We start from the raw sequence: 16,919 nt of genomic DNA on the forward strand, positions 1-16,919 counted from the left end.
ATGACGCTGAGCGCCGCGCGAGACGGACGGCACACGCTGATGGAGCAGGAAGCGGGCGAGGCGGCGGCAGCCGTCGCGCGCATGCTGGAGGCGAACCGCGGTGCGTTTGCCGCCATCGCGCGCCGCCTTCACGCCGCGCCGCCGGTCGCCGTCGTCACTTGCGCGCGTGGTTCGTCGGACCATGCCGCGACCTATGCCAAATATCTGATCGAAACGCTGACCGGGACGCCGACCGCATCGGCGGCGCTGTCGATCGCGTCGCTCTATGATGCGCCCTCACTAGTCGGCAACCGCTTGTGTCTGGCGATTTCGCAATCGGGCCAAAGCCCCGACCTGCTGGCGGCGGCCGAACAGCAGCGCGCGTCCGGCGCGTTCGTCGTCGCGCTGGTCAATGCGCCCGACGCCCCGCTCGCCAAGGTCGCCGACGTCGTTATCCCGCTGTCAGCGGGAGTCGAACGATCGGTCGCCGCGACCAAATCCTATATCAGCTCGCTGGCGGCGATCGCGGCGCTTGTCGCGGCCTGGTCGCAAAATGCCGCACTCGATGCGGCGCTCGATACGCTGCCCGCCAGCCTCGCCGACGCCTTTGCTCTCGACTGGTCGGCCGCCGTCACGGCCTATCGCGGCGCGAGCAACCTGTTCGTCCTTGGCCGCGGCTATGGCCTTGGCGCCGCGCAAGAGGCGGCGCTCAAGTTCAAGGAAACGTCAGCGCTTCACGCCGAAGCGTTCAGCGCCGCCGAAGTGCGCCACGGACCGATGGCCATCGTCGGCAAGGGCTTCCATGTGCTGGCGCTGGGCGGCACCGATCGCGCCGCGATCAGCGTCCGCGATACGGTCGCCGAATTTCGCCAGCGCGGTGCGACCGTGCTGCTTGCCGATCCTGCGGTCGGCGACCTGCCCACCATCGCCGCGCATCCGGCGATCGAACCGATCCTGATGATCCAGAGCCTTTATCGCATGGCGAGCGCGCTGGCGCTGGCGCGCGGGTGCAACCCCGACTCGCCTCCGCATCTGAACAAGGTTACCGAGACTTTATGATCTATCGCTTTCACAACGGCCGGGTCGCGCTGCCGGACGGCGCTGTCGGCGCGGCAGATATTGCCGTCGCCGATGGCGTCGTTACCGCTGTCACCCCGGCCGGACCGGCGTCCGCCGACCATGAAGTCGACCTGGAGGATGGCTGGCTGCTCCCCGGCTTCATCGATACGCAGGTCAATGGCGGCGGCGGCGTGCTGTTCAACGATCAAGTCGACGTCGAGGCGATTGCTGCAATCGGCGCCGCGCATGCCCGGTTCGGCACCACCGCATTCTTGCCCACGCTGATCAGCGACACCCCGGCTCAGATCGCCGCCGCGATGGCCGCGGTCGATGCCGCGATCGAACAGGGGGTGCCGGGGGTGGTCGGCATCCATATCGAAGGGCCGTTCATCAACGAGGTCAAGCGCGGTATCCACGAGGCGCATCGCATCCGCCGCCTCGACGCCGAGACGCTCGCAACGCTCACCGCCCCGCATCGCGGGCGCGTGATGCTGACGCTGGCGCCCGAGCTCTGCAACGAAGAGGATATTCGCACCCTCGTCCGCCACGGCGTGATCGTCAGCGCCGGTCACAGCGACGCGACCTATGACGAGGCGCAGCGTGCGATCGGCGCGGGACTTTCCGGCTTTACCCATTTGTTCAACGCGATGTCGCCGCTGCACCACCGCGCGCCGGGTGCGGTCGGCGCCGCGTTCGATTCGGACAGCTATTGCGGCCTGATCGTCGACGACGTCCATCTCCACCCCGCGGTAGTCCGTCTGGCGATCAAGGCCAAGGGTGTCGAGCGCATCATGCTGGTCACCGATGCGATGCCCAGCGTCGGCACCGACGACAGCGAATTCACCCTGCAGGGCAAGCGTATCGCGGTGAAGGACGGCGTCTGCATTTTCGAGGACGGCACCCTCGCCGGCACGCATCTCGACATGGCGGCGGCGCTGCGCAAGACGGTCGAGGTGACCGGGCTGCCGGTGACTGACGTGGCGGCGATGGCCAGCGCGACCCCCGCCGCCTTCCTGTCGCTGCAGGACAGTCACGGAGCGATCGCGCCGGGGCAGCGTGCCGACTGGGCATGGCTGGGCAGCGAACTCGATCCGCGTGCGACGTGGATCGGCGGACGGATTGCGCCCGACACCGTACCGGACCTGTCCCGCGCGTAGAATGATAATCAAGCCGCAAAAAAAAAAGCGGCGGAAGTTTTGGGGATTAGATGGATGAGCCTGATCATCACCTCTCCGCTCAGAGGGTGGGCGACGACGCTGGACAGCGTTCCCGATCCCGTATTCGCCCAGCGCATGATGGGCGACGGCGTGGCGATCGAGCCGCTCGGCGACACGATCGTCGCGCCGTTCGACGGCGAGGTGGTGACGCTGCACGACGCCGGGCATGCGATTTCGCTGCGCAGCGCCGAGGGCGCCGAGGTGCTGATCCATATCGGGCTCGACACCGTAATGCTGAAGGGCGAAGGCTTCACGCCGCTGGTGGCGATCGGCCAGACCGTCGCGCGCGGCGACCCGCTGATTCGCTTTGACCTAGACGCCGTCGCGCTCGCGGCGCCCAGCCTGATCACCCCGGTGATCGTCACCAATGCCGAAGCCTTTGCGATCAGCCGCCGCAGCACCGACTGCGCGATCGGCGCGTGCGAGGCGCTGATGACGCTGGTTCCCGTGCAGGCGAACGTCCGGCGCAGCTCGGACGACGGGATTGTGATCGAACAGACGGTGAAGCTGGCGCTGCCGCACGGCATCCACGCGCGGCCTGCCGCGCGGATCTGCGAAGCCGCGCGCGGATTTCAGGCCGAGCTGCACCTGCTGAACGGCGACAAGCGCGGCGCCGCCCGCAGCACCGTGGCGCTGCTCGCGCTCGGCACGCGGTTCGGCGACGAGGTCGTCGTGCAGGCGCGCGGCGACGACGCCGAGGCAGCGTTGGCGGCCATCGCCGCGTTGCTGGCGACCGACATGGGCGAGACGGCGCCTGCTGCGCCGTCGGCGGCCGCACCCCCGAGGACTACCCTGCAAGCTGGTCAAATCGGCGGCGTGATCGCATCGCCCGGGCTCGCGATGGGACCCGCGGCGCGGCTGCGGCAGGCCGAGATTGCGGTAGCGAGCGAGGGCGTCGGCGCGGCGGAAGAACGCGCCGCGCTGCTGGCGGCGCGCGATACGGTACGCGCGCATATTGCAGCGCGCGCCGACAGCGACGACGCCAGCATCGCGGCGGTCATGCAGGCGCATCTTGCACTGATCGACGATCCCGAACTGATTGCGGGCGCCGGCGCGCGGATCGCCGCGGGACGCAGCGCCGGTTTTGCCTGGCGCGGCGCGATCCATGACCAGATCGACGCGATCCGCGCGACCGGCAACGCGCATCTGATCGAACGGATCGACGATCTGGTCGACATCGAACGGCAGCTGCTGTCGGCGCTGACCGGAACCCCGCTCGAAACCGCCGCGATCGCCGCGGGCGCGATCATCGTCGCCAACGACCTGTTGCCGTCGCAGCTGGTGGCGCTCGCCGCTGCGAATCCCGCCGGGGTCTGCCTGACGCGTGGCGGGCCGACGTCGCACGTCGCAATCCTGTGCGCCGGAATGGGGCTGCCCGCGCTCGTCGCGATGGGCGATGCGCTGGCCGCGATCGAGGATGATACGCCGTTGCTGCTCGACGCCGAACTCGGCCATGTCACGCTGCGCCCCTCCCCCGCCGACGCCGCTGCCTTTGCCGCGCGGCTGGCGAAGCGTGCCGCGCGGCGCGACGCCGCGCAGGCCGCTGCGCAAGAAGCGTGCCGGACCGCCGACGGAACGCGGATCGAGATTTGCGCCAATCTGGGCAGCGCAGCCGACGCGCAGTTCGCCGCTGCACAGGGCGCCGAGGGATCGGGACTCGTTCGCAGCGAATTCCTGTTCCTCGATCGCGAGACCGCGCCGTGGGAGGACGAACAGCACGCCGCCTATCAGGCGATCGCCGACGCGCTGCCCGGCAAGCCCGTCATCATCCGCCTGCTCGACATCGGCGGTGACAAGCCTGCCGCCTATATTCCGATCGCAGAGGAGGAAAATCCGGCGCTCGGCCAGCGCGGCATCCGCGTCGCGCTCGCGCGGCCCGACCTGCTCGAAACCCAGCTCCGCGCGATCCTACGCGTCGATCCCGTGGGCGCGTGCAAGATCATGATCCCGATGGTCGCCAGCATCGACGAGTTGCGGCAGGTCCGCACGCTGGTCGACCGGCTGCGCAGCGACATGGCGATCGCCGACGCCGTCGAGGTCGGGGTGATGGTCGAGACCCCCGCTGCCGCGATGACCGCCGACCTGCTCGCGCTCGAGGCCGATTTCCTGTCGATCGGCACCAATGACCTTACCCAATATGTGCTGGCGATGGACCGCGGCAATCCCGCGGTCGCCGCCGGGGTCGACGCGATGCACCCTGCCGTGCTCCGCATGATCGGAGAAACCTGCCGCCGCGCCACCGCGCGCGGACGCTGGGTCGGGGTGTGCGGCGGGCTCGCATCCGATCCGGCGGCGCTGCCGATTCTGATCGGTCTGGGCGTTACCGAATTGTCAGCGGTCCCCGGCTTCGTCGCCGAGGCAAAGCAGATTGTCCGCGGCCTGACGCTGAGCGAAGCGCGCGCGCACGCCGAACTCGCGCTCCAGTGCAAGTCGGCCGCCGAAGTTCGTGCGCTCTCCCGCGCTTTCGAGGAGACACGTCGATGAGAAAGATACTCGAAACGCTCCAGCCGCTCGGCCGCGCGTTGATGCTGCCGATCGCGGTGCTGCCGATCGCGGGTCTGTTGTTGCGCATCGGCCAGCCCGACCTGCTCGACATCGCCTTCATCTCCGCCGCGGGTGCGGCGATCTTTGACAACCTCGGTATCTTGTTCGCGATCGGCGTCGCGGTCGGGTTCGCGCGCGACGGCAATGGCGCCGCCGCGCTGGCGGGCGTCGTCTGTTATCTGGTCACAACAACGGGCGCGCAGACCTTTCTGATCGCGCCGCCCGATGTTGGCGCGGGGTTGCCCGAAGCCGCCGCGGCACTCGCCGCAAAGACCTGGGCGCTGAGCCAGATCGACAAGTTGGAGGTGCCGATCGGTATCCTGTCGGGGCTGATCGGCGGCAATTTCTACAACCGCTTCGCGACGATCGCGCTGCCCGAATATCTCGCCTTTTTCGGCGGTCGCCGCTTCGTGCCGATCGCCAGCGGGGTCGCCGGACTGCTGCTAGCGGCGGTGCTCGGTTATGGCTATGCACATATCAGCGGCGCAATCGACACCGCCAGCCGCACCGTCGTCGAAAGCGGCGGCATAGGGCTGTTCGTCTATGGCACGCTCAACCGGCTGCTGATCGTCACCGGGCTGCACCATATCATCAACAATGCCGCCTGGTTCCTCGTCGGCGATTTTGCCGGCGCGACGGGCGATCTGCGCCGTTTCTTCGCGGGCGATCCCGACGCCGGCGCCTTCATGTCGGGGTTCTTTCCGGTGATGATGTTCGGCCTGCCCGCCGCATGCCTCGCCATGTATCACGAGGCGCGGCCCGAACGACGCAAAGCGGTCGGCGGCATGCTGCTATCGCTGGCGCTGACGAGCTTTCTGACCGGAGTGACCGAGCCGATCGAGTTCACCTTCATGTTCGTCGCGCCCCTGCTCTACGCGATCCACGCGCTGCTGATGGGCGTGTCGATGGCGCTGATGGACGCGCTCGGCATCCGGCTCGGCTTCGGCTTTTCGGCGGGGCTGTTCGACTATGTGCTCAATTTCAGCCTCGCGACGCGGCCGTGGCTGCTGCTCCCGATCGGCGCCGTCTACGCGGCGCTCTATTACGGGCTGTTCCGCTTTTTCATCCGCCGCTTCGACTTGCCGACCCCGGGCCGCGAAAAAGGCGAGGTCGCCGAGGCCGCGGCGACCACCGCCGGGAGCGCGCGCGGCGACGCCTTTGTCACCGCGCTGGGCGGCGCCGCCAATCTGGTCAGCGTCGATGCCTGTACAACTCGGCTCCGCCTGATCGTCGCCGACAACGACGCGATTGACGACGTCGCGCTGTCGCGGCTCGGTGCGCGCGGCATCATCCGCCCGTCCGACAAGGCGGCACAGGTCGTGCTCGGTCCGATCGCCGATCTGGTCGCCGAGGAAATTCGCGGCACGCTGTCAGGCGGCGCGGCGGTCGCTCCGTCCGCGGATGCGCAACCGGCGAGCCGGGACGTCGAGCCGGTCGCCCTGCCCGACGATATCGCCGCTGCGCTCGGCGGCAACGACAATGTCCGCGCCGTCCGCGCTCTCCATGGCCGCTACCGCGTCGAACTGACCGACGCGGCACGGATCGACGAGGGTGCCTTGGCGCAACTGACGCGCGGAATTGTCCGCCCGCAGCCGGGCGTCTGTCATATCCTGGTCTGAACCGATCAGGCGGGCGCCGACAATTTCATCAGCACGAGGCCGCTGACGATCAGCGCCGCGGCAAATATCCGCATCGCGCTCGCTTGTTCGCCCAGCACGAGGATGCCGACGACAAATGCGCCGACCGCCCCGATTCCGGTCCAGATCGTGTAAGCGGTGCCGAGCGGCAGCGATTTCATCGACAGCGCCAGCAACGCAAAGCTGGCGAAGGCCGCGACCAGCGTGAGCAGCGACGGGCCAAGCTTGGTAAAGCCGTCCGACTGTTTCATCGAAAACGCCCAGACGATTTCGAGCGCACCAGCAATTGCGAGATAGATCCAGGCCATGACAGCCTCCCATTCAAGGCTGCCGGGCCGTCCCGGACTTGGAGGCCTGCCCATGATGCAGGCGAGGACGTGGCCTCTTGGTGATTTATGGCCTGGCAGGGGCAGCAGGACTCGAACCCGCGACCCTCGGTTTTGGAGACCGATGCTCTACCAACTGAGCTATACCCCTAGGCCGGAGTGCGCCCCTAGCCCGATTGCAGAGGCGGGGCAAGGGGGATCACGGCTTGCGTGCGCGCACTCGCCTGATATGCGCAGAGCGACATGACATCCGCCGCCGCCCCCTCCGCCGCCGCGCCGCAAAACTATCTCGGCGGCATCGCGCTCCGCCTCCTCGCGATGGCCAGCCTGTCGCTGATGTTCGTGGTGGTCAAATATATCGACCGGGCAGGCATCCACATCGTCGAAAGCCTGTTCTGGCGACAGGCGCTGGTGTTGCCCTTCCTGCTCCTGTGGGTGAAGGCGACCGGCGGTTTCGCGTCACTCAAGACCCACCGCATCGGGGCGCACACGCGCCGGATGCTGATGGGGCTGACCGGCATGGCGTGCAATTTCGGCGCGATGATCCTGCTGCCGATGGCCGAAGCGACGACGATCAGCCTTTCGGTGCCGATCTTTGCGGTGATCTTTGCCGCGCTGCTGCTCGGCGAAGCCACAGGGTGGCAGCGGTGGAGCGCGGTGATCATCGGTTTTGTCGGCGTCCTCGTCGTACTCGATCCGTTTGCAAGCTTTGCGGGCGGGTTCGATGGCACCCACGCACTCGGCACCCTCGTCGCGCTGGGCGGCGCGATCATGACCGCGCTGATCACCATTGCCGTCCGCGACCTTGGCCGCACCGAAGCCGCCGCGACGATCGTCTTCTGGTTCAGCTTGCTCTCGATGATCCCGCTCGGCATCGCCCTGCCCTTTGTCATCACGCCGCATGACAGCGGGGAGTGGCTGTTGCTGATCGCGCTCGGCTTCCTTGGCGCGGTCGCGCAAATGTCGCTGACCGGCGCGCTGCGCCTTGCCCCGGTGTCGGTCGTGATCCCGATGGATTATTCCAGCCTGCTGTGGGCGATCGCTGCGGGCTGGTGGTTCTTTGGCACCCTGCCCGCCGACACGACATGGGTCGGCGCGCCGCTGATCGTCGCGTCGGGGCTGTTCATCGCCTGGCGCGAGCATCGCCGCCACATCACCCGACCGAAGGAGGTTGCCGCATGACGCGCCCCATATTGTACCACTGCCCCGACGCCCGCTCGCTTCGCTGCCTGTGGGCGGTCGAAGAAGCCGGGATCGACGTCGACCTGCGCGTCCTGAAATTCCCGCCGCGTGCGTTCGAGCCCGATTATCGCGCGGTGAACCCGCTGATGACGATCCCGGGCTGGGTCGAGAACGGTCGGCTGATGACCGAATCGGCGGCGATCTGCGAACGCATCGCCGAAGGCACGCTGCTTGAAGTGCGCCGCGACGAGGGGGATTATTGGGACTATCGCAACTGGCTGCACCGCAGCGACGCGACGCTGACCTTCCCGCTGGCGATCATGATCCGCTACACCCGGGTCGAGGCGCCTGAGCGGCGGCTGGCGCAGGCGGTCGACGACTACAAAGCCTTCTTCGGCGGACGCGCAAAGAGCATCGAGGCGGCTCTGGCCGACGGGCGCGAATGGCTGGTCGCGGGGCGTTTCACGATTGCCGATATTGCGATCGGCTATGCGGCGTTTCTGGCGACGACGCTGGGGGCCGATGACGTGATGGGCGAGGCGACGAAGGCGTGGCTGGCGCGGTGCATGGCGCGGGAGGGGTTTGTGCGGGCGCGTGAGAGGCAGCGGGATTAGCCGCGACGTCTGCTTTGGGGTGGTTTTAAGCCATTCCCCTCCCTTCCAGGGAGGGGTTAGGGGTGGGTGCGAGCGAAGCGAGCCGAGGCGGAATGCCGCCTTCGGCGGCTACCCACCCCCAGCCTCTCCCTAAAAGGGAGTGGAGAAGACATGTCCGCTTCCGTTCGCAAGCTGCCGCCCGTCAATTCACCATCCGCTCATATCCCGCCCAGTATGGCGCGCGCAGATCCTTGCGCAAAATCTTGCCGCTCGCATTCCTTGGCAACGCATCAATCACATCGACGCTGCGCGGGCATTTGAAGGGCGCGATGCGTTCGCGCGTCCAGGCGATGATGTCGGCTTCGTCGATCGTCATCCCGGGCTTGGCGACGCAGACGGCCTTCACCGTCTCGCCCCATTTGTCGTCGGGGATGCCGAACACCGCGACCTCCTGCACCGCAGGGTGACCAAAGATCGCGCTCTCGACCTCGGCGGGATAGATATTCTCGCCGCCCGAAATGATCATGTCCTTCATCCGGTCGTGGATGAACAGATAGCCGTCGGCGTCCATATAGCCCGCGTCGCCGGTGCGGATCCAGCCGTCGGCATCGACGGTCTTTGCCGTCGCTTCGGGCAGGTTCCAATATCCCAGCATGTTGTTCGACGATCGGGTGACCACCTCGCCCACCTCGCCCACCGGAACTTCCGCGCCATCTGATCCCAAAATCCTGATCTCGACCCCCGGCAGCGGCTTGCCCGCCGACCGCATCCGCGCATTGCCCGCGGGATCATGATCCTCGGGCGGCAGCATCGAGATCGTGCCGGTCGTTTCGGTCATCCCATAGGCCTGGATGAACTGCGCCCCGAACATCTGGATGCACTGGCGCAGCAATTCGAGCGGGATCGGCGCGGCGCCGTACAGGATATATTTGAGGCGGCTGTAATCGACGGTCGCGCAGCGCGGGTGCATGAGCAGGAACTGCAGCGCCGCGGGCACCATGAAAAAGCGCGTGACGCCATGTTGCTCGACCGCGTCGAACACCCCGTCGGGGTTGAACTCGGCGAGGATGATGCCGGGCAGCCCTGCGGCGAGCGCCATGATGCCGAGCCCGGTGCCGCCGATATGCGCGCATGGCATAGCGACCAGCACCGCCTCGTCGTCCTCCCATTTGGTGTAGGGCAGGTCGAGGTCGTTCGAATGTTTGCGCAGCGCGAACAGATTATGGTTCGACAGCACCGCGCCCTTCGGATTGCCGGTCGTGCCCGACGTATAGAGTTGCAGCACCGCATCATGCGCCGTCGAAGGCGCGAACGCAGTCCGCGCCGCGCCATCGATCATCGCGCGCGCAGCGGCGGCGTCGATGATCCTGGGGGCGTGGTCGAGCTTGCCAGCCAGCTGGTCGGCGATCGTTTCGAACCCTGGCCCCGCGAACACCAGCTTTGCCTGGGTGTCGTTGACGATGAACGCCCATTCGGTCGGCGACAGCCGCCAGCCGATCGGCGCCATCACGATCCCGGCGCGCGCCGCGCCATAGAAGAGGATGAAATAGAGGTCGCTATTCTTGCCGATCCACGCGATCCGGTCGCCCTTGCCCAGGCCCGCGGCAATCAGCGCCGACGCGACCTTCGCCGTCGCTTCGTCGAGCTGTGCGTAGTTATAAACGCGATCTTCTTCACGCAGCGCGACGCGGTCGGGACGCTCGCTGGCCCAATGGGTCAGGAATTCATCGAATGTGAAAAGCTCCGAAACATCGCGGGGCATGGGTTCTCTCTCCTCGAATCGCATCTTTGGCGCGCAATTGGGGAAAGGCTAGCGGCTGTACGCGGCAGGTAAAGCGCGTATCGGCAACCCTGTCAGCAACGTCAGGTGCGGCGGAACAGGAGCATCAGATTGTTGGCGGGCATGGCGCGTCGTTCGGCAAAGCGCAGTCCGGCCGCCGCAGCGGCGGCCTTGACGTCGTCGAGCTCGCGCAGCCCCCACGCCGGATCGCGGGCGCGCAGGCTGACGTCAAAGGCTAGGTTGCTGCCGGTCGTCGGCACGTGGGGCTCGATATAAGGGCCGTAGAGGATGAGCGGCGCCCCCGGCGCGAGCAACCGCGCCGCGCCCGCCAGCAGCCCCAGCGTCGCCGCCCAAGGGCTGATGTGGACCATATTGATGCACAGGATGGCGTCGGCCCGATCGAGCGGCCAGTCTGCCGCCGCCGCATCGAACGCCAGCGGCGGCGCGATATTGGCCAACGCAGCCTCGGCGCACCAAGCGGCGATAGAGATCCGTCCCGCGGGATCGGGATCGCTCGGCTGCCAGTCGAGCGCCGGGAAGGTTGCGGCAAAATGGACGACATGCTCGCCCGATCCGCTCGCGACCTCCAGCACCGTGCCGCTCGCGGGCAGCCATTCGCTCAGTACCGCCGCAATGGCATCGCGATTGCGCAGCGTCGCCGGGGCGTGGCGTTTGTCGTCCCTGCCGCCGTCGCTCGGCATCCACGTCGGCGATGACGCCATCAGGCCTTGGCCTGCGCCCGCGCGCGCCGGTCGCGCACTATCAGCCAGGCGAACAGTCCGACCGGACCGACCATCAGGGTCAGGAGCAGAAAGGGGAATTGCGCGACCCGGCTGAACCCCTTTTGGTCGGCGTCGCGAGCGATCCACATGCCGGTAAACAGGTCGAACGCCAGATAATGAACCCACCCGAGGGTCGCGCCGCCGGGGCTGTCGAACAGCTTCATCACCCCCGCCAGCGTCGTGAAATCACCGCCGCCAGGCCCACCGGGATCGATGCCGCCAGTCAGGAAACCGACAATCATCACCGTATAGGTAAGGCACAGCAGGAACACGCCGGCATAGAGGATCAACGCCAATATCTTTGGCCCGCGCGGCAGAAAGGCGAGCGCGATCCACGCCGCAACGGCCCAATAATTGGCGATCAGAAAGATTGTGTCCCAGCTCATCGCACCCTCCCCTTTATCGGTCATCCCGGCGAAGGCCGGGATCTCATCCTATCATCATGACGCACCGGCGAGAGCCCGGCCTTCGCCGGGATGACGATCGATTATAGATCACCCTCCCAAGCCAAAACCGGCTTCCGCGCCGCCGCCGTCTCATCCAGCCGCGCGCGCGGCGCGAAATGCGGGGCGGTTTTCAGCGCCGGGTCGCCATTGCGCGCGCGCATCGCGATGCTGCGCAGCGCGCCGATGAACTGGTCGAGCGCTGCCTTGCTCTCGGTCTCGGTCGGCTCGACAAGCATCGCCCCGTGGACGACGAGGGGGAAATAGACCGTCATCGGATGATAGCCCTCGTCAATCAGCCCCTTGGCGATGTCGAGCGTCGAGAAGCCTTCGGCGAGCCCCTTGTCGCTGAACAGCGCCTCGTGCATGCACGGACCCGATGCCGCGAAGGGCGCGTCGAGCACGTCTTCCAGGCTGCGCAGCACATAGTTGGCGTTGAGCACCGCATCCTCGGCAACCTGCTTCAGCCCGTCGGCGCCATGGCTGAGGATGTAAGTCAGCGCGCGGGTGAACATCCCCATCTGGCCGTGGAAAGCGGTCATGCGGCCAAAGGTCTGCGGATGATCCTCGCCGGCGCTTTCCTCTTCGATCAGGCGGAAGCCGTCGCCCTGCTTCGTGACGAAGGGCAGCGGCGCGAAGGGGGCGAGCGCCTCCGACAGCACGACCGGCCCCGAACCGGGTCCGCCGCCGCCGTGCGGGGTCGAGAAGGTCTTGTGCAGGTTGATGTGCATCGCATCGACGCCGAGGTCGCCGGGACGCACGCGCCCGACGATCGCGTTGAAATTGGCGCCGTCGCAATAGACATAGCCGCCCGCGGCGTGGACCGCGTCGGAAATCGCCTTCATCTCGCGCTCGAACAGCCCGCAGGTGTTGGGATTGGTGATCATCACCCCCGCGACATCGGGGCCGAGCCGCGCCTTCAGCGCCTCGAGGTTCACGCGGCCGGCCTCGGTCGCAGGAATGTCCTCGACGGTGAAGCCGGCGAAGGCCGCGGTCGCCGGGTTGGTGCCGTGCGCGCTTTCGGGAACGAGGATCACGCGGCGGTCTTCGCCGCGCGCCTCCAAGGCGGCCTTGATGCAGAGGATGCCGCAAAGTTCGCCGTGCGCGCCGGCCTTAGGCGACATCGCGACGCTGTGCATACCCGTCAGCGTGATCAGCCATTCGGCAAGCTCGTGGATCACTGCATAGGCGCCCTGCACCGTTTCCTGCGGCTGCAGCGGGTGCGCATCGGCGAAGCCGGGCATGCGCGCGACCTTTTCGTTGAGGCGCGGGTTATGCTTCATCGTGCAGCTGCCGAGCGGGAACAGCCCGAGGTCAATCGCGTAATTCTGCCGCGACAGGCGCGTGTAGTGGCGCACCGTTTCGGCTTCGCTGAGGCCCGGCAGGCCGATCGGCGCGGTGCGCGCGAGCGCGCCAAGGTGGGCGGCAGGCGCCGCTTCGTCGAAATCGACCCCGGTGGTTTCGGCCCCGCCGATCTCGAAGATCAGCGCTTGCTCGAGCATCAGCGCGCGGTTTCCGGTAAAGGTCGCGGTGTCGTCGGCGCCGCCAGCGACGTTCATTTCGGGGCGCCAGCCGGCGCGGTTGAGCGCGGTCATGCCAGCACCTCCTTCAGCGCCGCGGCAAAGGCGGCAATATCATCCTCGGTCACCGTCTCGGTGACGGCAACGACGAGGCCGTTCGCGAGCGCCGCATTGTCGGGATAGAGGCGGCCAAGCGAAACGCCGCCAAGGACGCCCTTTTCGGCCAGCTTGTGGACCACCGGGCGCGCCTCCGTCGGCAGCAGCAGGGTGAATTCGTTAAAATAGCTGTCGTTCATCACCGACACGCCCGGCACTTTGGCGAGCTCGGTCGCAGCCGCTTTCGCGCGGCCATGGTTGATCGCGGCAAGCTGGCGCAGCCCCGCTTCGCCGAGCAAGGTCATGTGGATGCTGAAAGCCAGCGCGCAGAGTCCTGAATTGGTGCAGATATTGCTCGTCGCCTTTTCGCGGCGGATATGCTGTTCGCGCGTCGAGAGCGTCAGCACGAACCCGCGCTTCCCATTCGCATCGACCGTCTCGCCGCAGAGGCGCCCCGGCATCTGGCGGACATATTTGGACTTGCAGGCAAACAGGCCGACATAAGGCCCGCCGAATTGCAGCCCGACGCCCAACGACTGTCCTTCGCCGACGACGATGTCGGCACCCATTTCACCCGGCGCCTTGATCAGCCCGAGCGCCACGGGTTCGGTGACCACCGCCACCAGCAGTGCGCCCGCCGCCTGACACGCCGCAGCGAGCGCGGTCATATCGTCGATGCGGCCGAGGATGTCGGGATATTGGACGACAACGCAGCTCACATCCTTGTCGATGCTGGCGGCAAGCGCCGCCCAGTCGGTTCCCGCATCAAGGCCGGGATCGCCATCGACCAGCACGTCGCCAGTATATTTCGCCATCGTGCGCGCGACGCTGCGGTAATGCGGATGCAGACCGGTCGACAGCAGCGCCTTGTTCCGCTTGGTGACCCGCCGCGCCATCACGATCGCTTCCCAGCAGGCGGTCGATCCGTCGTACATCGATGCATTAGCGACATCCGTGCCGAGCAGGCGCGCGACCTGCGACTGGAATTCGAACAGCATCTGGAGCGTGCCCTGTGCGATTTCGGGCTGGTACGGCGTGTAGGCGGTCAGAAACTCGCCGCGCTGGATCAGATGATCGACGCTGGCGGGGACGTGGTGGCGGTACGCCCCGGCGCCCAAAAAGAAGGGACCGTCGCCCGCCGCGCGGTTCTGGCGCGACAGCGCCGCCATGTGGCGTTCGACCGCGAGCTCGCTGGCGTGCAGCGGCAGATCCGCGATCGGGCCGTCGAGCCGGGCATCGACGGGAACATCGGCGAACAGATCGTCGATCGAGGCAGCTCCGATGGTCGCAAGCATCGCGCTGCGGTCATCGGACGTGAGGGGGAGATAACGCATGAACTACTCCACAGAAGAATCTGGTTTTGGGGAGAAAAGCTGAACGGTGTCGGCAAGAGTGCCGGAAAAGATCGCCGGGCCGGCGTGCGTCGTGCGAATCCACGGCGCGAGCCAGATGCGAAAGCCTGCATCGCGCACGCGGCGGCAAAAGGCATAGTCGTCGGAAAGCAGCGCCTGGCTTTCGGGCTCGATATAGGGGCAGAAAAAGGCCGGGACGATTTCACCGACGCCATGCGCCTGTCGCTCGGCGGGGTCGGGCCGGAACACGAGGTCGGGCATTGCCGCCGCCATGCCTTCCAGCACCGCGCGGCGGATCAGCATCATGGCGGTGCCGAGCCGCGTCAATTCGACGAGATCGGTCAGCTTGAAATTCTGCTCGGGATTCAGGAAATGCAGCGCAAAGTCGCCGGTATAGCGCGCCAGGTCCGCCGGGTTACCCTTCGCCAGCCCCTGTTCCACCGCGCGCGCGACATTGGCCCAGTTGATCATCCGCCGCGGATAGGCGCCGCCGAGCACCCCGCAGTCGGGGTTCGCCTCCATCGCACGGACTAGCGAAAACACGTCGTCGGCCGAAAAATCGATGTCGGCATCGATGAACAGCAAATGCGTGCAATCGCTCGCCAGGAACATCGCGGTCAGCATGTTGCGCGCGCGGGTGATCGACGGCTGGTAGAGGATGAACTCGAAGCGCACCGAAATGCCCGCCGCCTGGGCGCGCAGCGCGAGCGCCAGCGCCGCGCGGACATAAGTCCCCTGCGCCCCCTCATAGATCGGGGTCGCCACCATCAGGCGACAATTGGCAAGGGCGGCGTCCGTGGCGATTGCATTTTCTCCATAAAACCCTCCCCCGAAGGGGAGGGATGAAATCGCTACAGCGCGTCGCAGAACGCCTTGTACGCGGCGGCGTCCATCAGGCCGTCAAGCTGGCTCTTGTCGCTCAGCGTCAGCCGGAAGAACCAGCCTTCGCCTTCGGGGTCCGAGTTGACGAGCGCGGGATCTTCCTCGAGCGCGCTGTTGCCTTCGGTCACGGTGCCGTCGACCGGGGCGTACACATCGCTCGCCGCCTTGACCGATTCGACCACCGCGGCGTCGCCGCCTTGGCTGAGCTCGGCGCCGGTGTCGGGGACTTCGACGAACACGATGTCGCCAAGCTGGCCCTGCGCGAAATCGGTGATGCCGACCGTTGCGACGTCGCCGTCAACCTCGATCCACTCATGCTCTTCGGTATAGTAACGCGGCATCGATCAAGCTCCTGTTTTACGAACATAATTATGCGGAACAAAGGGCATGGCGGCGACGGTGCAGGCGACGCGCTTGCCGCGCACTTCGGCCGCGACGGCGGTCCCCGGCGCCGACAATCCGGTCGGCACATAGCCCATCGCGATCGGCGCGCCGACGCTGGGCGCAAAGCCGCCCGACGTCACGACGCCGATTTCGGTGTTGCCATCGAACAATTTTGCGCCCTCGCGCACGGGCATTTTGCCATCGACAAGCAGGCCGACCCGTTTGCGCGGGGCGCCGTCGGCGAGATGGCCGAGGATGCGCGCCGCGCCCGGAAAGCCGCCTTCCTCGCGGCGGCGCTTGCTGATCGCGAACGCCAGATCGCCCTCGACCGGATCGATCGCGGGATCGAGGTCATGGCCATAGAGCGGCAGCCCCGCCTCAAGCCGCAGCGAGTCGCGCGCCCCCAGCCCGATCGGCTTGACCTCCGGCTCAGCGCACAACAGATCGGCCACGGTTGCCGCGGCGTCGGCTGGGATCGAAATCTCGAACCCGTCTTCTCCGGTATAGCCCGACCGGCTGATCGTCGCCGGCACGCCGCCGATCTGAAACGCGCCAAAGCGCATAAAAACGAGCGCCGACAGTGGCCATTCTCCGGTCACGTGGCGGCCCAGCGCCGCCGCCGCGCCGGGGCCTTGCAGCGCCAGCAACGCCTGATCGTCAAGATGATTGATCACGATGTCGTCGGGCAGATGCTCACGCAGATGGGCGATGTCGTCCCATTTGGTGGCACCGTTGACGACCAGATACAGATAGTCGGGCCAGCGCGAGACCATCAGGTCGTCGAGAACGCCGCCGTCCTCGGCCAAGAGCAGCGAATAGCGCTGCATTCCAAGCTGCAGCGTCGACAGGTCGATCGGCAGCAGGGTCTCGACCGCGGCATGGAGCGCTGCCTTGTCGCCGCCCGCGTGCGACAGCAGCAATTGCCCCATATGGCTGACATCGAATAGTCCGGCGTTTTCGCGCACCCACAGATGTTCGGCCATGATGCCTTCATATTGGATCGGCATCCAGTAGCCGGCGAACTCGACCATCCGTCCGCCCTTGGCGCGGTGCCAGGCGTCGAGCGGCAGCACCTCGGTCGCTGCCGCGATCGCGCCGTCGTCATCCAGTTGTTCGGTTTCGGTCATGTCAGTCTCCCGCGGT

At 66.8% G+C, this 16,919-nt stretch carries 15 protein-coding genes and 1 tRNA gene; 6 read left to right on the forward strand and 10 right to left on the reverse strand.

The features are described from left to right. From SPYCW_RS10880 to nagE, 4 genes are read left to right on the forward strand one after another with little or no spacing between them, the layout of a single operon-like run. Entirely contained in the window at positions 1–1,038 is a 1,038-nt protein-coding gene (locus SPYCW_RS10880; RefSeq protein ID WP_197715685.1) for an SIS domain-containing protein, read from the forward strand. Further along, positions 1,035–2,195, forward strand: coding sequence for an N-acetylglucosamine-6-phosphate deacetylase (nagA, locus tag SPYCW_RS10885; protein WP_120216798.1), 1,161 nt, complete (start codon positions 1,035–1,037; stop codon positions 2,193–2,195). The genes SPYCW_RS10880 and nagA overlap by 4 nt, the downstream gene beginning before the upstream one ends. A 54-nt stretch (positions 2,196–2,249) precedes the next feature. Then, positions 2,250–4,739, forward strand: coding sequence for a phosphoenolpyruvate--protein phosphotransferase (gene ptsP, locus SPYCW_RS10890; protein WP_197715634.1), 2,490 nt, complete (start codon positions 2,250–2,252; stop codon positions 4,737–4,739). Next, positions 4,736–6,418, forward strand: a complete 1,683-nt coding sequence (gene nagE / locus SPYCW_RS10895) for an N-acetylglucosamine-specific PTS transporter subunit IIBC (RefSeq protein WP_120216799.1) — start codon at positions 4,736–4,738, stop codon at positions 6,416–6,418. The genes ptsP and nagE overlap by 4 nt, the downstream gene beginning before the upstream one ends. Positions 6,419–6,423: 5 nt before the next feature. On the opposite strand, the gene SPYCW_RS10900 is transcribed toward nagE, so the two are convergent. Together SPYCW_RS10900 and SPYCW_RS10905 are read right to left on the reverse strand one after the other, a co-directional pair. After that, positions 6,424–6,744 carry a DMT family transporter gene (locus tag SPYCW_RS10900; protein ID WP_120216800.1) on the reverse strand — a complete coding sequence of 107 codons (321 nt, stop codon included), beginning with the start codon at positions 6,742–6,744 and terminating at the stop codon, positions 6,424–6,426. Positions 6,745–6,837: 93 nt separating this feature from the next. Further along, positions 6,838–6,913 (reverse strand) — tRNA-Trp (locus SPYCW_RS10905). A gap of 92 nt (positions 6,914–7,005) precedes the next feature. On the opposite strand from SPYCW_RS10905, the gene SPYCW_RS10910 reads away from it, so the two are divergent. After that, positions 7,006–7,944 (forward strand): DMT family transporter, encoded by a 939-nt coding sequence (locus tag SPYCW_RS10910; RefSeq protein WP_120216801.1) that lies wholly within the window; start codon positions 7,006–7,008, stop codon positions 7,942–7,944. Continuing rightward, entirely contained in the window at positions 7,941–8,558 is a 618-nt protein-coding gene (locus tag SPYCW_RS10915; RefSeq protein WP_120216802.1) for a glutathione S-transferase family protein, read from the forward strand. The genes SPYCW_RS10910 and SPYCW_RS10915 overlap by 4 nt, the downstream gene beginning before the upstream one ends. A gap of 181 nt (positions 8,559–8,739) precedes the next feature. Here SPYCW_RS10915 and SPYCW_RS10920 read toward each other — a convergent pair whose 3' ends face one another. The 8 genes from SPYCW_RS10920 to gcvT form a co-directional block, all read right to left on the reverse strand. Continuing rightward, entirely contained in the window at positions 8,740–10,299 is a 1,560-nt protein-coding gene (locus SPYCW_RS10920) for a fatty acid--CoA ligase (RefSeq protein ID WP_120216803.1), read from the reverse strand. A 101-nt stretch (positions 10,300–10,400) separates the two neighbouring features. Next, on the reverse strand, positions 10,401–11,039 hold the full coding sequence (locus SPYCW_RS10925) for a DUF938 domain-containing protein (RefSeq protein WP_120216804.1): 639 nt from the start codon (positions 11,037–11,039) through the stop codon (positions 10,401–10,403). Further along, complete coding sequence (locus tag SPYCW_RS10930; RefSeq protein ID WP_120218253.1) at positions 11,039–11,485, reverse strand: ABA4-like family protein; 447 nt, start codon at positions 11,483–11,485, stop codon at positions 11,039–11,041. Before SPYCW_RS10930 ends, SPYCW_RS10925 begins: the two co-directional genes overlap by 1 nt. 101 nt (positions 11,486–11,586) lie before the next feature. Then, on the reverse strand, positions 11,587–13,101 hold the full coding sequence (gene gcvPB / locus SPYCW_RS10935) for an aminomethyl-transferring glycine dehydrogenase subunit GcvPB (RefSeq protein ID WP_232014931.1): 1,515 nt from the start codon (positions 13,099–13,101) through the stop codon (positions 11,587–11,589). A gap of 32 nt (positions 13,102–13,133) precedes the next feature. Then, a complete protein-coding gene (gene gcvPA / locus SPYCW_RS10940) occupies positions 13,134–14,492 on the reverse strand; it encodes an aminomethyl-transferring glycine dehydrogenase subunit GcvPA (RefSeq protein ID WP_120216806.1) in 1,359 nt (452 codons plus the stop codon). A 3-nt stretch (positions 14,493–14,495) separates the two neighbouring features. Continuing rightward, entirely contained in the window at positions 14,496–15,278 is a 783-nt protein-coding gene (locus SPYCW_RS10945) for a glycosyltransferase family 2 protein (protein ID WP_120216807.1), read from the reverse strand. 83 nt (positions 15,279–15,361) lie between these two features. Next, complete coding sequence (gene gcvH / locus SPYCW_RS10950) at positions 15,362–15,733, reverse strand: glycine cleavage system protein GcvH (RefSeq protein ID WP_120216808.1); 372 nt, start codon at positions 15,731–15,733, stop codon at positions 15,362–15,364. A gap of 3 nt (positions 15,734–15,736) precedes the next feature. Continuing rightward, a complete protein-coding gene (gene gcvT, locus SPYCW_RS10955; RefSeq protein ID WP_120218254.1) occupies positions 15,737–16,903 on the reverse strand; it encodes a glycine cleavage system aminomethyltransferase GcvT in 1,167 nt (388 codons plus the stop codon). Positions 16,904–16,919: the final 16 nt, after the last annotated feature.

It is taken from the genome of Sphingopyxis sp. EG6 (assembly GCF_003609815.1).
GTDB lineage: Bacteria > Pseudomonadota > Alphaproteobacteria > Sphingomonadales > Sphingomonadaceae > Sphingopyxis.

What these genes read in the sequence shown, in the direction of transcription:
- SPYCW_RS10915 (WP_120216802.1), top strand. Translation starts at nt 7,941, where the DNA reads ATGACGCGCCCCATATTGTACCACTGCCCCGACGCCCGCTCGCTTCGC.
- SPYCW_RS10920 (WP_120216803.1), bottom strand. Translation starts at nt 10,299, where the DNA reads ATGCCCCGCGATGTTTCGGAGCTTTTCACATTCGATGAATTCCTGACC.
- SPYCW_RS10910 (WP_120216801.1), top strand. Translation starts at nt 7,006, where the DNA reads ATGACATCCGCCGCCGCCCCCTCCGCCGCCGCGCCGCAAAACTATCTC.
- ptsP (WP_197715634.1), top strand. Translation starts at nt 2,250, where the DNA reads ATGAGCCTGATCATCACCTCTCCGCTCAGAGGGTGGGCGACGACGCTG.
- SPYCW_RS10900 (WP_120216800.1), bottom strand. Translation starts at nt 6,744, where the DNA reads ATGGCCTGGATCTATCTCGCAATTGCTGGTGCGCTCGAAATCGTCTGG.
- gcvPA (WP_120216806.1), bottom strand. Translation starts at nt 14,492, where the DNA reads ATGCGTTATCTCCCCCTCACGTCCGATGACCGCAGCGCGATGCTTGCG.
- gcvT (WP_120218254.1), bottom strand. Translation starts at nt 16,903, where the DNA reads ATGACCGAAACCGAACAACTGGATGACGACGGCGCGATCGCGGCAGCG.
- gcvH (WP_120216808.1), bottom strand. Translation starts at nt 15,733, where the DNA reads ATGCCGCGTTACTATACCGAAGAGCATGAGTGGATCGAGGTTGACGGC.
- SPYCW_RS10930 (WP_120218253.1), bottom strand. Translation starts at nt 11,485, where the DNA reads ATGAGCTGGGACACAATCTTTCTGATCGCCAATTATTGGGCCGTTGCG.
- SPYCW_RS10945 (WP_120216807.1), bottom strand. Translation starts at nt 15,278, where the DNA reads ATGGTGGCGACCCCGATCTATGAGGGGGCGCAGGGGACTTATGTCCGC.
- SPYCW_RS10925 (WP_120216804.1), bottom strand. Translation starts at nt 11,039, where the DNA reads ATGGCGTCATCGCCGACGTGGATGCCGAGCGACGGCGGCAGGGACGAC.
- SPYCW_RS10880 (WP_197715685.1), top strand. Translation starts at nt 1, where the DNA reads ATGACGCTGAGCGCCGCGCGAGACGGACGGCACACGCTGATGGAGCAG.
- nagE (WP_120216799.1), top strand. Translation starts at nt 4,736, where the DNA reads ATGAGAAAGATACTCGAAACGCTCCAGCCGCTCGGCCGCGCGTTGATG.
- gcvPB (WP_232014931.1), bottom strand. Translation starts at nt 13,101, where the DNA reads ATGAACGTCGCTGGCGGCGCCGACGACACCGCGACCTTTACCGGAAAC.
- nagA (WP_120216798.1), top strand. Translation starts at nt 1,035, where the DNA reads ATGATCTATCGCTTTCACAACGGCCGGGTCGCGCTGCCGGACGGCGCT.